This window comes from Nocardioides sp. Z22_16 (assembly GCF_058134365.1).
On sequence record NZ_JBYTTI010000003.1, the window covers coordinates 405,415 to 418,961 of the forward strand.

The 13,547-nt window shown below is 74.2% G+C and carries 15 protein-coding genes; 8 read left to right on the top strand and 7 right to left on the bottom strand.

Going from position 1 to position 13,547, the window contains the following annotated elements:
- Nucleotides 1–19: 19 nt before the first annotated feature.
- Nucleotides 20–1,165: an AI-2E family transporter gene (locus AC3X7R_RS10345; protein WP_489965556.1), complete on the bottom strand. Its 1,146-nt coding sequence runs from the start codon at nt 1,163–1,165 to the stop codon at nt 20–22.
- Nucleotides 1,166–1,326: 161 nt separating this feature from the next.
- On the bottom strand, nt 1,327–2,361 hold the full coding sequence (locus AC3X7R_RS10350) for an LLM class flavin-dependent oxidoreductase (protein WP_489965557.1): 1,035 nt from the start codon (nt 2,359–2,361) through the stop codon (nt 1,327–1,329).
- A 170-nt stretch (nt 2,362–2,531) separates the two neighbouring features.
- Here AC3X7R_RS10350 and AC3X7R_RS10355 point away from each other — a divergent pair, with 170 nt between their 5' ends.
- Both AC3X7R_RS10355 and AC3X7R_RS10360 read left to right on the top strand, forming a co-directional pair.
- Nucleotides 2,532–2,783, top strand: coding sequence for a hypothetical protein (locus tag AC3X7R_RS10355; protein ID WP_489965558.1), 252 nt, complete (start codon nt 2,532–2,534; stop codon nt 2,781–2,783).
- A gap of 19 nt (nt 2,784–2,802) precedes the next feature.
- Nucleotides 2,803–3,357 (top strand): DsbA family protein, encoded by a 555-nt coding sequence (locus AC3X7R_RS10360; protein WP_489965559.1) that lies wholly within the window; start codon nt 2,803–2,805, stop codon nt 3,355–3,357.
- A 31-nt stretch (nt 3,358–3,388) separates the two neighbouring features.
- Here AC3X7R_RS10360 and AC3X7R_RS10365 read toward each other — a convergent pair whose 3' ends face one another.
- Nucleotides 3,389–4,237: an SDR family oxidoreductase gene (locus AC3X7R_RS10365; RefSeq protein WP_489965560.1), complete on the bottom strand. Its 849-nt coding sequence runs from the start codon at nt 4,235–4,237 to the stop codon at nt 3,389–3,391.
- Between the two features lie 116 nt (nt 4,238–4,353).
- On the opposite strand from AC3X7R_RS10365, the gene AC3X7R_RS10370 reads away from it, so the two are divergent.
- Nucleotides 4,354–4,530: a helix-turn-helix domain-containing protein gene (locus AC3X7R_RS10370; RefSeq protein ID WP_489965561.1), complete on the top strand. Its 177-nt coding sequence runs from the start codon at nt 4,354–4,356 to the stop codon at nt 4,528–4,530.
- Here the strand turns inward: AC3X7R_RS10370 and AC3X7R_RS10375 are convergent.
- Nucleotides 4,512–4,985, bottom strand: coding sequence for a GNAT family N-acetyltransferase (locus AC3X7R_RS10375; RefSeq protein ID WP_489965921.1), 474 nt, complete (start codon nt 4,983–4,985; stop codon nt 4,512–4,514). The genes AC3X7R_RS10370 and AC3X7R_RS10375 overlap by 19 nt on opposite strands.
- A gap of 64 nt (nt 4,986–5,049) precedes the next feature.
- On the opposite strand from AC3X7R_RS10375, the gene AC3X7R_RS10380 reads away from it, so the two are divergent.
- Complete coding sequence (locus tag AC3X7R_RS10380; RefSeq protein ID WP_489965562.1) at nt 5,050–5,649, top strand: GNAT family N-acetyltransferase; 600 nt, start codon at nt 5,050–5,052, stop codon at nt 5,647–5,649.
- A 31-nt stretch (nt 5,650–5,680) separates the two neighbouring features.
- Here AC3X7R_RS10380 and AC3X7R_RS10385 read toward each other — a convergent pair whose 3' ends face one another.
- Nucleotides 5,681–7,387 (bottom strand): alpha/beta-hydrolase family protein, encoded by a 1,707-nt coding sequence (locus tag AC3X7R_RS10385; RefSeq protein ID WP_489965563.1) that lies wholly within the window; start codon nt 7,385–7,387, stop codon nt 5,681–5,683.
- Nucleotides 7,388–7,421: 34 nt separating this feature from the next.
- Nucleotides 7,422–7,946, bottom strand: a complete 525-nt coding sequence (locus AC3X7R_RS10390; protein WP_489965564.1) for an acyl-CoA thioesterase — start codon at nt 7,944–7,946, stop codon at nt 7,422–7,424.
- Between the two features lie 129 nt (nt 7,947–8,075).
- Here AC3X7R_RS10390 and AC3X7R_RS10395 point away from each other — a divergent pair, with 129 nt between their 5' ends.
- The gene (locus AC3X7R_RS10395) at nt 8,076–8,438 is read left to right on the top strand and encodes a YciI family protein (protein ID WP_489965565.1); all 363 of its coding nucleotides are present in this window, start codon (nt 8,076–8,078) and stop codon (nt 8,436–8,438) included.
- Between the two features lie 44 nt (nt 8,439–8,482).
- Nucleotides 8,483–9,754 carry an RNA polymerase sigma factor gene (locus AC3X7R_RS10400; protein ID WP_489965922.1) on the top strand — a complete coding sequence of 424 codons (1,272 nt, stop codon included), beginning with the start codon at nt 8,483–8,485 and terminating at the stop codon, nt 9,752–9,754.
- Nucleotides 9,755–9,813: 59 nt separating this feature from the next.
- On the opposite strand, the gene AC3X7R_RS10405 is transcribed toward AC3X7R_RS10400, so the two are convergent.
- Nucleotides 9,814–11,169, bottom strand: coding sequence for a DUF222 domain-containing protein (locus AC3X7R_RS10405; RefSeq protein WP_489965566.1), 1,356 nt, complete (start codon nt 11,167–11,169; stop codon nt 9,814–9,816).
- Nucleotides 11,170–11,380: 211 nt separating this feature from the next.
- Here AC3X7R_RS10405 and AC3X7R_RS10410 point away from each other — a divergent pair, with 211 nt between their 5' ends.
- Together AC3X7R_RS10410 and AC3X7R_RS10415 are read left to right on the top strand one after the other, a co-directional pair.
- Nucleotides 11,381–12,040: an ABC transporter ATP-binding protein gene (locus AC3X7R_RS10410; RefSeq protein ID WP_489965567.1), complete on the top strand. Its 660-nt coding sequence runs from the start codon at nt 11,381–11,383 to the stop codon at nt 12,038–12,040.
- Nucleotides 12,037–13,545 carry a DUF6297 family protein gene (locus tag AC3X7R_RS10415; protein WP_489965568.1) on the top strand — a complete coding sequence of 503 codons (1,509 nt, stop codon included), beginning with the start codon at nt 12,037–12,039 and terminating at the stop codon, nt 13,543–13,545. Before AC3X7R_RS10410 ends, AC3X7R_RS10415 begins: the two co-directional genes overlap by 4 nt.
- The last annotated feature ends 2 nt before the right edge of the window (nt 13,546–13,547 follow it).

Sequence of the window (13,547 nt, forward strand, 5' to 3'; positions counted from 1 at the left end):
CGCGGCGCCGGCCGGTCGGCTAGAGCTGGATCGCCGGGCCCCGCGGGTCGACCTCGTCGGGCTGCCGGGCCTTCTCCTCCACCATCTCCCTGGCGTAGCGCAGCAGCGCCACGGTGACCGCCAGCAGCGGGACGGCGAGGAACATGCCGACGATGCCGGCGAGGCCGCCGCCGGCGGTGACCGAGAGGATCACCAGCGCGGGCTGCAGGTCGAGGGTGCGGCCGACCAGCATCGGCTGGAGCACGTTGCCCTCCAGCTGCTGCACGACGACGATCAGCAGCACCACGATGAGGGCGTTGGTCGGACCGTCGGTGACCAGCGCGACCAGGGCGGCGATCGCCCCGGTCAGGAAGGCGCCGATGATCGGGATGAAGGCGCCGAAGAAGATCAGCACCGACAGGGGCAGCCAGAACGGCACCCCCAGGATCACCAGGCCGATGCCGATGGCCACCGCGTCGACCAGGCCCACCGCGGCCTGGGCCTTGATGAAGCCGCTCAGTGTGACCCACAGCCGCCGTGAGACCTCGACCGCGTGGGGTGCCGCCCGCGGCCCGGCCAGCTCGCTGATCCACGGGACGAACTTGGGCCCGTCCTTGAGGAAGAAGAAGCAGAGGACCAGCGCCAGGATCCCGGTGATCAGGAACGAGGTGGCCGTGCTGACGCCGGTCAGGACGCCGCCGGCGATCGAGCCGGCATTGCCCTGGGCTTGCTCGAGGATCTGGTCGAAGACGTCGTCGAGCTGCTCGCTGCTGACGTTGAAGGGCTCCTCGGCGATCAGGTCCTGGAGCTCCCGGATGCCGTCGAGCGCGGCGTCGCGGACCTCCTCCCACTGACCCATCACCTGGGGCGCGAGCACGAAGACCAGGCCGACCATCGCGCCGAGCCCGGCGAGCAGGGTGATCAGCGCCGCCAGGGCCGCCGGCATCACCTTGCGGAGCAGCTTCGTCGGCGGCCAGAGCACGGTGGCCAGCAGCAGCCCGAGCACCACCGGGAGGGTGACGTCCCAGATCTTCCCGAGGATCCAGAACCCCACTACCGTGGCGGCACCGATCAGCAGCAGCCGCAGCGACCAGGTCGCCATCCGGCCGCCCACCCGGTCGAGCACCTCGCCGCGGGTCGGCGGCTTGGGGGGTGGGAGCGGCGCCGCGGGGGGCAGACTGGGCACGACGGCCTGAGGGGGTGGCGTCCTACGTCTGCCGAGCACGTCTCTCTCCGTCACTGGTGTCCTGCGGGATCCGGGCGTGTCCCGGCCCGCCAGTGCCCAACCCTGCCTGACTTCATCCCCGTCGGGCGCGACGCCCCGCCGAAGTGGGCTCAGCCAGCCCCTCAGCGCCAGCCCAGCGCCGGCGCCACGTGGGTGAGCAGGCTCTCCAGCACGTGGGCGTTGTAGTCGACCCCGAGCTGGTTGGGCACGGTGAGCAGCAGCGTGTCGGCCGCGGCGATCGCCTCGTCCTCGGCGAGCTGCTTGACCAGCACGTCCGGCTCCGCGGCATAGGTCTTGCCGAAGCGGGCGCGGCCGCCGTCGATGTGGCCGACCTGGTCCTGGCCGGTGCCCTCGTGGCCGAAGTACGCCCGGTCGGTGTCGTTGACCAGCGGGAAGATGCTGCGGCTCACCGAGACGCGGGGCTCACGCGCGTGGCCCGCGGCCTGCCAGGCGTCGCGGAACCGCTGGATCTGCTCGGCTTGGAGCTGGTGGAAGGGCACACCGGTGTCCTCGGTGAGCAGGGTCGAGCTCATCAGGTTCATCCCCTGCGCGGCGGTCCACTCGGCGGTGGCGCGGGAGCCGGCGCCCCACCAGATCCGGTCGCGGAGCCCGGGCGAGTGGGGCTCGACGCGGAGCAGCCCCGGCGGGTTCGGGAACATCGGCCGCGGGTTGGGCTCGGCGAAGCCCTGCCCCTCGAGCACCTGGAGCAGCACCTCGGTGTGCTGACGGGCCATCTGGGCGTGGTCACCCTCCTGGCCGTCCGGGCCGGGCGCGGGCTGGTAGCCGAAGTAGCGCCACCCGTCGATCACCTGCTCCGGTGACCCCCGGCTGATGCCGAGCTGGAGCCGGCCGCCAGAGATCAGGTCGGCGGCCCCGGCGTCCTCGGCCATGTAGAGGGGGTTCTCGTAGCGCATGTCGATCACCCCGGTGCCGATCTCGATCCGGCTGGTCCGGGCGCCGACGGCGGCCAGCAGCGGGAACGGCGACGCGAGCTGCCGGGCGAAGTGGTGCACCCGGAAGTAGGCCCCGTCGGCGCCGAGCTCCTCGGCGGCCACCGCGAGGTCGATCGACTGGAGCAGCGCATCGGCCGCCGTCCTGGTCTGCGACTGCGGGGACGGCGTCCAGTGGCCGAACGAGAGGAATCCGATCTTCTTCATGCCGCCCACAACACCGAGTCGGCGAGAACCCTTCCGCGTGACCGGGGCCACGTCCGGCGCCGCCGATGCCCAATTGTGTCGATGCCCAATTATGTCGATGACTGGTGCACGCGCGTGCTGCGACGCTTCACCCGGGCGGCACCACCGGTGTCCGGGAAAGCGAGGGACATGTGGCTCGGGCACACCTGGCCGCGCTGGCGTGCGCCGGACTCCTGATCGGCGTGCACGACGAGGTCGGCTCGGCGGCGACACAGACCGAGCTGGCGCCCGTGGTCCGGTGCTGGCAGGAGGCCTCGGCCGACGTGCGTCAGCGCCTGGAGTCGCTTGAGCGGCTGCGCGACGGCGTGGGCGACCCGACGCTCTTCCAGCGGGCCGCCGTCACGCCCCAGGTGACCCCCGCGTGGCTCTCCTGCTTCCCGTGAGGGGCGTACCGTGGGGGCCGTGATCATCGACATCTGGGCCGATCTGGCCCACCTCGACAGCTACCTTGCGAAGGTCGCCCTGGAGTCCGCGCTGGCCGAGTGGGAGCACCGCGACGAGGTGGAGGTCGTCTGGCACGCCTACCAGGTGGAGCGCCCCTCGACGTACGACGCGCACCGCCTGGTGCACCTCGCCGAGACCCGGGGCCGGGCGGGAGTGCTCCGCGAGCTGATGATGAAGGCGTTCGTGACCGAGGAGGAGTCGGCCACCGACCGCGCGGTGCTGCTGCGCCTGGCGACCGAGGCGGGGCTGCCGGCCGGGGAGGTCGCGGAGCTCCTCGGCTCCGACGACCACGGCTACGACGTGCGGGTGGACGAGGCGACCGCGGCGCAGATCGGCTTCGAGGCCGCGCCGTACCTGGTGATCGACCGCAAGTACGGCGTGGGCGGCCCCCAGCCGAGCGCCGTCTACGTCTCGGCGCTGGAGTTCGCCCGCGAGCACGCCGACGAGTCGCCCGAGGAGCGCGCCGCCTCGGTCTGCGGCGGGGCCTGCGGCTCCTGCGCCTGCGGCGCCTGAGCGTCCCCGCAGGGCCGGCTGAGCATCACCGCTACGGGTAGTTCCGGTAGCCCTCGCGGTAGGTGGGGTAGGCCGGCTCCCAGCCGGCCTCGCGCAGCCTGCGGTTGGAGAGCCGCTTTCCGTGCGCGTGGGCCGACTCCGGCCTGGGCGGCCGTGGTCCCCCGAGCCGCTGGGCGAGGTAGCCGGCGACGTCGCCCATGCTGGCCGGCTCGTCGTCGGAGCCGATGTAGAGCGACTCCGGCGCCTGCTCGCGGGTGAGCAGGTGGACGATCGCCCCCGCCGCGTCGTCGCGGTGCACGCGGTTGGTCCACCGGTCGGGGTCGGTGATCCCGCCCGCCATCACCTTGGCGGCCAGCCGGCTGGGCCCATGGCCGTAGAGGCCGGAGAGCCGGAGCACGGTGCCGCCCGGCACCAGTGAGAGGAACGCCTGCTCGGCCTCGAGCAGCACCCGGGCGCGCCCGCTCGCGGGGCGGGCGACGGTCTCCTCGTCGACCGGGGTTCCCTCGGCCACCACCCCGTAGACGGCGGTGGAGGAGACCAGGACGGCGCGGCGGGGGCGCTGCCCGGCCGCCTCGAGGGCGGTGAGGGCGCGGCACATCCCGTTCACGTAGGTCTCCCGGTAGGACTCCTCGGTCCGCGGGTGGGCGGTCAGGGCCACCACCAGGTGCTCGAGATCGAGGTCGGGCAGGACGGGGGCGTCGCGGGTGAGGTCGGCGGAGATGCCGATGAGCGGGGCCGGCACCCGGTCCGCGTGGCGGCGGATGCCGAGGACCCGGTGGCCGTGCTCGGCGAGCAGCTGTCCCACGCGGGAGCCCAGACCGCCACAGCCGACCAGCAGGGCGTCGCCGCGCGGTGCGGGCGGGCTCGTGTCGTCGACCATGACGCCACGGTACGTCCGCGGACCACACGTGCCCGGCGCCGGGCGCCCCCCTCACGGGGCCTCCGTCACCCCTGCTGGGCCGCCCACGCAGGTACGTCGGCGTCCCGCCGGCCGCGATGATCCGTCGCCGTCGCCTCCAGGAGGCCGCCGAGCGGGTGCGCGACGACCCGACGATCGAGCTCGCCACGGTGGCGGCCGAGCTGGGGTACGCCGACCACGCGCACCTGACGGCCGACTTCCGGACCGTCCTGGGCTTCACCCCCAGCAGCTACCGTCACAGCTCGCGCAGGTAGCAGAGCATCCGGTAGTCGGTGCCCGGCTCGACGTTGACGAAGCCGTGGCGCTCGTAGAAGCGCCGGGTGTCGACGTCGACCTCGTCGACGTTGATGTGCACCTCCCCGGCGCCGTGCTCGTCGACGGTCTCGAGGGCCCGGGTGAGCAGCACCGTGCCGATCCCGTGGTCGCGCAGCCGGGGGCGCACGTAGAGCTCCTCGAGCTGGGCGAGGGGTCCGTCGTAGTAGGGCGTGGGGCGAAGGGTGAGCAGCGCGAAGCCCACCGGCTCCTGCCCACCGCCCTCGCCCTCGCCGAGGGCGAGCAGCAGGAAGACGTCCTCGCGGGCCAGCAGCGGCCGGAAGCGTTCGGCGAGGACGGCGGCCGAGGGCGTCGGGGTCTCGAACTCGGTGTTGAAGTCGAAGAGGAGACGGCCCGCCACCTCGGCGTCGGTGGGGGTGCCACGCCGTACTGTCACGTCCTGGGCTGCCACGACCACGACCCTTGCACGACCTGGCCCTGCGTGGAAGAACAGGTGTGAGATGACGTCCCCCCAGGAGCAGCCGATGGGCATCGAGATCCGTCCCGCCACGCTGGCGCGGTTCGACGACGTGGCCACCATGCTGGGGCCCAAGCGTCCGGACGCCAGCGTCTGCTGGTGCCTGAGCCACCGCGTCGACTCGCGGACCAACCGCGAGCTGACCGGCCCGGCTCGCGGCGAGTACGTCCGGGGGCTCTGCTCGCGCGAGGTCTCGCCGGGCGTCCTGGCCTACGACGGCGACGAGGTGGTCGGCTGGGCGGCGGTCGCGCCCCGGGCCGGGCTCCCGGTCGCCCGCTCCACCAAGATCCCCGCGATCGACGACCAGCCGGCGTGGTCGATCTTCTGCGTCCGTGTCCGGCCGGGGCACCGACGCCGCGGCATCTCCCACCACCTGGTCGCCGGCGCCTTCGACTACGCCGCCGACCACGGCGCCCCGGTGGTCGAGGGATACCCGGTCGACAACCGGGGCGAGCGGGTCGACCTCACGATGGCCTTCGTGGGCACCCGCAAGCTCTTCGAGGACGCGGGCTTCGAGATGGTGGCGCCGACCGACGCGGTCGCCGGCGGCTTCCCGCGCGTGGTGGTGCGGCGCTGGACCTGACCTGACCTGACCTGGCTGGACCTGACCGGGCTCAGCGGGGCAGCCGCGCCAGCCGCTCCCGCAGCGCCGCCACCCGCTCCGGCTCCCACCCCTCCGGCTCCAGCATCGCCACCCAGGCGGTGAGCGGCTGGGTGCCGTACTTGTGGCCGAAGTCCTCCTCGAAGGCGGTGCTCACCGCCATGTCGACCGCGAGGTTGAGGAAGGTCGTCATCGGGGACCACTCCATCGCCGGGTTGACCGCCGGGTCCAGCGGCTCGGCCAGCCAGTCGGGCTCGTCGTAGGCGGTGCCCCAGTCCCACCAGACGATCGGGTCGTCGGCCTGCTGGAGGAAGACGGTGTGCGGCCGTCCGGTGACGTCGGAGTCGCGGTTGGCGAAGAGGACGGTCGTGCCGTCCCCGACCACCGGCCTGACCTGCGGCGAGCCGGCCCGGCGCTCCCGCTCGGCCTCGCGGCGCAGCGGCATGGTCTCCGGAGGGCCGACCCAGAGCGAGGCGGAGGTCCGGTCGACCAGGTCGTCGAGATCGGCGAAGGCAGCGCTGCCGCCGAACGAGCCGAGGCTCTCGCCCGCCACCAGCAGCGCGGGGCGCTGCCGCGCCGGCTCCTCGTCGATCCGCGCCTGCACCGCCTCGACCAGAGCGCGCCCCGACTCCCGGGCGGCCTCCGCCTCGGTGAGGAAGGCCAGCGGGCTCGGCAGGTGCGAGTACTGCATCGAGACGGTGGCCACGTCCCCGGCGTAGAGGTGCTCGACCGGCTGCACGATCTGCTCGTTGACCCACCCCGTCCCGGTCGGCACCACCACCAGGACGGCCGCCCGGTCGAAGGCGCCGAACGTCTCGAGCTCGGCGAGGGCGAGGGCGGCGCGCTCGTCGGGGTCGTCGGTGGTGGCCCGGCCGACGTAGACGCGGACCGGCTCCACCGGCTCGACGCCCTCGGGGGCCAGCTCCGCGAGCTGGTCCGGCGTGGCGCCGCGGCGCAGGAAGCGGCGTCCCTCGTCGCCCACCTCCTCCCACGCCACCGCCGAGGCCGGGCCGGCGGAGCGGAGCAGCGAGGTGGGTGGCTCGGCGCCGCCGTCGATCTCGAGGTCGGAGAGGGTGAAGGCCTCGTTGAGCGCATCGAGGGTGCGTTGGTAGACCCAGGTGTTGAGGGCGGAGACCACCGCCCACAGCACCAGCACGGTGGCCAGCCCGGCCGCGATCCAGCGGGGGAGCAGGCGGTCGCCCAGGTTGGTGGCCCGCCGGCGCAGCCACCGCACCGGCCACGCCAGACCGAGCAGCGCCACGGCGACCACGAGCGCCACGCCCACTGAGCCGCCGTAGAGCAGCGGGGCGCTGGCCGGCTCGTGGCCGAGCCGCTCCCAGGTCCACCGGTGGGCTTCCACCGCCCGGGCGCCGGACCACCCCACCCAGCCCAGCACCAGGACACCGAGGGCCACGCGGAGCCGCAGGTCGGCTTGGGCAGAGAGCGGCCCCGGGCCGGCGGCGAGGCGGTCGCGCAGCAGGCGCACGCACCAGGTCAGGAGGGCGCCCACGGCGTAGCCGACGGTGAGAGCCACCCCGGAGACGACGCCCTGGAGCAGCCAGTCGCGCGCCAGCAGCGTCGGCTGCCACGACTCCACCAGCAGCAGCGCCCCGAGCAGGACGCCGAGCAGCCGCGGCCGCCGGACGAGCCGGGTGAGACGCCCCGCGGCCGGTGCGGGACCGGTGGCCGCCGGGGTGCCCTCGTCGCTGCTGGGGGGCATGGGCCGAGCGTAGTGCTGTTTCAGGCGCCCTGGCTCAAGCGCTCTGGCGGACCCCGAGCGCCCAGTCCTGCACCCACTGCGGCAGGGTCAGGTCGCGACCGGCGGGGACGCCGCCGATCGCCTCGACCACCTCGGCGGCCGGCACCGAGCCGTCGCGCTTCGACAGCACCCGGCACTGCACCACGGCCTGGGCGTACATCTCGCCCGCGACCAGGAACGTCTGGGTGAAGTACATCGCCTTCTCGTCGATGCCGAGGACCTCGGTGCGCAGCTCGAACCGCTGCCGGGGCTGGAGCGAGCGTCGGTAGCGGATCGTCTGCGCGGAGACCACGGCGTACCAGCCGCGCCGGCGGGTCGAGGCGAAGAAGCCCGAGCGCAGCATCAGGTCGACGCGGCCCAGGTCCATCAGGGCCAGGTACTTCGCGTTGTTCATGTGGCCGACCGTGTCGAGGTCGGTCGGCTGCACGCGGAAGGGGGAGGTCACGCCGTCCCAGAGGTCGACGCGCCTGCGGCGCCGCGAGGTGAGCAGCATCCTGAGCAGGCGGAAGTAGAGGTTCACGAGGGAGAAGTCTGCGGGCCGGCGAAAAGAACTTCGCCGGGGGGTGTCGCAAGCGACGGGTGCCGTTCGTGGAAGGGGTGAGGGCACGGCACTAGCGTCGTGCTGACGTCGAACGAGAAGGAGAACGTCATGGCCGAGTACCTGCTGTCCGTCTGGGGCGAGACCGAGCCCGCCGGCGACTACGGTCCGTATGCGAGCAAGGAGGAGATGGAGCAGGCCTTCGAGGAGACCGGCCGCTTCAACGAGAGCCTCCGCGAGCGCGGTCACTGGGTCTTCGCCGGCGGCCTCCAGCCCGCGCACACGGCCACCGTCGTCGACGGCACCAAGGACGACGCGGTCACCACCGACGGCCCCTACCTGGAGTCCAAGGAGCTGATCGGCGGCTTCTGGGTGATCAACGCCGCCGACCTCGACGAGGCGCTCGCGCTGGCGGCGGAGGGCTCGAAGGCGTGCCGGGGCAAGGTCGAGGTCCGGCCCTTCCAGTCGGAGTGAGCGGGGCGGTGAGCGAGCGCGGCCCCGACCCGTCGCACGAGCGGGTGGGCGAGTACTCCGTGGGGCACCGGATCGAGGAGCTCCACCGCGACGAGTTCGGCCGGATCGTGGCGGCCCTCGCCCACCGGTTCGGCGACCTGGGGCTGGCCGAGGAGGTCACCCAGGACGCCTTCGCCGAGGCGGTACGCCGCTGGCCCGCCGACGGCCTGCCCCCGCACCCGGCCGGGTGGCTGGCCACCACCGCCCGCCACCGCGCGCTCGACCGGGTGCGCCGCGAGTCGACCCGGCAGGCCCGTCACCAGGAGGCGATGGTGCTCCACCCTCCCGACCAGCCCGGTGACCCGTGGGGGCCGCCCAGCTCGATCCCCGACGAGCGGCTGCGGCTCCTCTTCACCTGCTGCCACCCGGCGCTCGCCCCGGCGGCCCGGGTGGCGCTCACCCTGCGGCTGCTGGGCGGGCTGACGGTGCCCGAGATCGCCGCCGCCTTCCTGGTGGAGGAGCGGGCGATGGCCCAGCGGATCACCCGGGCCAAGCAGAAGATCGCCGCCGCCCGGATCCCCTACCGGGTGCCCGCCGACGCCGACCTGCCCGACCGGCTCGGCGCCGTGCTCGCCACCCTCTACCTGGTCTTCAACGAGGGCTACCTGCCGCGCAGTGGCGACCAGCCGGTGCGCATCGACCTGTGCGTCGAGGCGATCCGGCTCACCCGGGTGCTGCGCGTGCTGATGCCCGACGAGCCGGAGGTGATGGGGCTGCTGGCGCTGATGCTGCTCACCGAGGCCCGTCGCCCGGCCCGGGTGGTCGAGGGTCGCCTGGTGCCCCTGGCCGAGCAGGACCGCTCCCGCTGGGACCAGGCACTCGTCGCGGAGGGGCACGCGCTGGTGCGCGAGTGCCTGCGCCGCAACCGGGCCGGGCTCAGCCATCCCGGTCACCACCAGCTGCTCGCCGCGATCAACGCGGTGCACACCGACGCCGTGAGTGCCGAGGAGACCGACTGGGAGCAGGTGGTCGCGCTCTACGACCAGCTGCACGCCGTCACCCCGACCCCGGTGGTCGCGCTCAACCGGGCGCTCGCGCTCGCCGAGCTCGACGGCCCGGCCGCGGCCTTGCCGGTGGTGGACGAGCTGGGCGGTGCCGGCTTGGGCGGTGCAGGCTCGGGCGGTTCGCTCGCGGCGTACCAGCCGTTCCACGTCGCCCGCGCCGACCTGCTCCGGCGGCTCGGCAGGAGTGACGAGGCGCGCGCCGCCTACGACCGGGCGATCTCGATGACCGACAACGAGGCCGAGCAGGCGTTCCTGCGCGGTCGGCGCGGCTGAGCGGGCTTCGGCCCGGCTGCGGGGGTCACGGCATGTGAGCATGCCACGCGGGCGCACGCTCACCGCCTCCTGCGGAACCGGACGTCGCCGTTCGGCATCCTCGTCGTCGCGTAGCCGGGGTCGTGCGCCCGGTGGTGGTGCCACGACCAGAGGAACTCCAGGTCGGCCAGGTCCGAGGTGCCCCCGACGCCCCAGGGGTCCCGAGCGTGATGGGCCTCGCACCAGGCGGACGGGATCGTGCATCCCTCCGCCCCGCAGGTGCGTTGGGTGAGCGTCCTGGCGTCTCGTTGCTGCGGGGTGAAGAGTCTCGACGCCCGCCCCAGGTCGAGCGGGACCGAGTCGGTACCGAGCACGGCCGGGATCAGCGTGGCCTGGCACGCCATCCGCCTGGCCTGGGCCGCGGAGATGGTGGTGACGTCGTCGCCGTTGCTGAGGATCGACCCGGTGCCGAGGCCCGTGCGCAGCGCCTCGAGACCGATCGTCACCAGGATGCGGGTGGCGGAGCCGCCGTGCCTGGGCATCCGGGCGGGGTCGGCGGCCTCGAGGAACGCGCAGAACGCCATCCCGTGCAACCGGTCCTGCGGCAGCCGCTCGCCAGTGGACGGGTCCCGGTGCCCGAACGCCGCCAGCCCGGTGGCCGCACCGGTGGCCCTGCCGTCGTCCTGCTTGGGCGAGGTCCAGGAGTCGAGGAAGGTCCGGAACCTCGCAGCGACATGGTCGGGGATCCGACCCTTGACGTCCGTCGAGCCGTCGCCACGCCGGTGCAGGGTCAGCCTGGTCGCGGCGTTCGCCCGGCGCTCGGCGCGTTCGAGGAGCTTCCGCTCGTGCTCGTCGTAGGTCTCGGGCGCCACGACCTGGAGGATCTTGGCGCCCAGTGCGGCGAGCTGGGCAGGACCGAACCTCGCCGCGTCCGCGACCAGCTGGGCCTCGGCTCGGTCCAGCACCTCCGCGGGCACCTCCTCTCCCGGCAGCGGGTCGCAGACCAGCGCGTCGAGGGCCTTCACGACAACCCGGGCCTGGAGGAGGTTGACCGAGCCGTCCTCGAGTGCCGCGCCCACCCGTGGCCACCGCGCGTCGACCGCCTCGGCCAGTCGCTCGGCCGCCCGAGCCGGGCCGAAGCCGGAACGGGTCCGGGCGGCCAACCAGTCGGCGGCCGACCTGGCACCGTCGTCCTCGGCGACCCCTCCCGGACCGCCCGCGGACCGGAGCAGCCGCATCCGCAACGACTCGACCCGGTCGCCGAGATGGGAGAGCTCGAGGAGCGCCTCGCGCTGCGCCTGCCCGGAGAGGTAGCGCGGGTCCGCCTCCTTGGCGAGGTCGAGAGCACTCGCGATCAGCCCCACCGCACGCGTGATCGGGTGCTGGTCGACACCGTGTTGGTCGACCCCGTGTTGATGGACGCCGTGCTGGCACATGCGGACCTCCGCCCCGACGTTCGTCGCGGAGCCCGATTGCCTCGCGACACCACCGAGTCAACCGTCCGCCACCGACAAGTCGCCCCCCTCGAGCCGCCCATCCCAGAGTCCGGACATGTGTTCGAAAATAGACGAAAGTCCCAGATTTTCTCTCCCCAGGACCCTCCGAGCAAAACGGCCGGAAAGGGGGCGTACCCCTAGGATCACCCGCGTGCTGAGTCTGCGGGGGTTGACGAAGGAGTTTGGCGGGCGCGTGGTGGTCGACGGGTTCGACCTCGACGTCGAGCCCGGCGAGGTGGTGGCCCTGGTCGGCCCCAACGGGGCGGGAAAGACCACGGTGATGCGCTGCGTGGTGGGGATCGAGCAGCTCGACGCCGGTGAGGTGCTCCTCGACGACAAGCCCCTGGACACCCGCGACGCCGAAGTGCGCGGCGACGTGCTGGCGCTGCTCGACGACAACGCCTGGTTCCCCGACCTCACCGTGCTGGAGCACCTCGACCTGCTGGCCCGCGCCGACAGCGTGGTCGACCCGACGGTGGTGGCCGGTGAGGCGCTGGCCGAGGTCGGGCTGGCCGCGGTGGCCGACCAGGTGCCGGGCACCCTCAGCTCGGGCCAGCGGCAGCGCCTTTCCCTGGCCGTCGCGCTGGTCCGGCCGTGGCGGCTGCTGCTGGTCGACGAGCCCGAGCAGCGGCTCGACACCGAGGGCCGCGCGTGGCTGGGGCGCTGGCTCGCGGAGCAGGCCGACCAGGGGCGCTCGGTGCTGATGGCCTGCCACTCGGAGGAGCTGGTCGCGGCGGCGGGCGCCCGGGTCGTCTCGGTGGACGCCAGAGACGCCAGCGACGCCAGCGACGCGGGCCTGGACGCCGGGTGAGCGCACACGGGGCCGCCACCGCCGACCGCGGTGGCGACGACGTCGCGGCCCGCGAGGTGGCTCGTGAGCTGGCGCGGGCCCGCTCGCGCGCCCACGACACGGCCGAGCGGTTCAGCGACCTCTACGTGTGGGTCTTCAGCATCGCCCTGATCACGGTCTGGATCCTCTCCTTCGCCCGCGAGACCTTCGCCGGACGCACCTGCCAGGCGACGGGCTGCGTGCTGCAGGAGCACCCGACGTACGCCGCCGTGGCGGTCGGCTGCCTGGGCCTGGGGGTGCTGCTGGGGGCCGTGGGTCAGGTCGGCCCCGTCTCGGCCGACCGGGCGGTGGCGCGGTGGCTGCTCTCCACGACGGCCGACCGGGCGGTGCTGCTGCGCGGCCCCTTCGGCGGGGCGGTCGCCGGCTCGGCCCTCGGCGGGGTGGTCGTGGGCCTGCTCGCCGCGATGGCGGCCGAGGGCGGGGGACTCGAGCCCGCCACGCTCACCGTCGGCGCCGCGCTGGGCGCCGTGGTCGGCTCCCTCGTCCCGGTGGCGCTGCTGCTGTCCCAGGCGGACGCGCCGCGGGGAGTGGCGCCGGGCACCCGGGTGGCCGCGTCGCTGGGCCTGGTGGGGGTGGGCCTGCTGAGCTGGGTGCTGCTGGGCGGCGAAGGGCTTCCGGGCCTGCCCGGCGCTCCCGACGACGGGGTGCTCGCGGTCGCGTGGGGGGTGGCCGCGGCGCTCGCCGTGGTGCTGGTGGTGACGCTGCCCGTCCTGCTCCGCGCCTCGGGCCGGCTCGCCGAGCTCTCCGACGCCCAGCTGGCCCGCGGCCGCGAGGTGGTCGACGCCGTGGCCGGCTCCGCCCTGATGATGGACGCCGCGCTGCTCAGCGGCCTCCAGCGGCGCCGCTCCGACCAGCGGCGCGGGCGGCACCGCTCCCGGCCGCTGCGGGGGCGCGGCGCGGTCGCCTTCCTGGTCGCCGACGTGCGGCAGCTGCGCCGCCGGTGGCGGTCGGTCGCCCTCACCTTCCTGGCGCTGCCCGCGGTGCTGGTCGCCGGGGAGGGGTTCGGCTACGGCGCGGCGATCCTGTCCGGCTCGATGGTCGTCGCCTGGGCGGGGCGCCAGGCCGGTCAGGGCCTGCGCACCTGGCTCGGCTCGGCCGGCCTGCGCCGCTCGGTGCGGGCCGCCTCGTGGCAGGTGACGGCGGCGCTCACCCTCCCTCCGACGCTGGCGTGCGCGCTGGTCGCCGTCCCGGCCGTGGTCCTGGTGGACGGCCCCTGGTGGGGCGGGATCCACCTGGCCGTCGCCGGCCTCGCGGCCACGATGCGCGCCGCCGACCCGGTGCCCCTGGAGCTCGGCGCGGTGGTGACCACCCCGGCCGGGGCGCTGCCCACCGGGCTGATCCACGCCCTGCTGCACGGCCCGGACCTCGCGCTGGTGCTCGGGCTGGCGCTCGTCCTGCTCGGTGAGCCGTGGGTGCTGGTGCCGGCGGTCGCCGCGCTGGGATGGCAGGTGGCCAGGGACCGCTGACC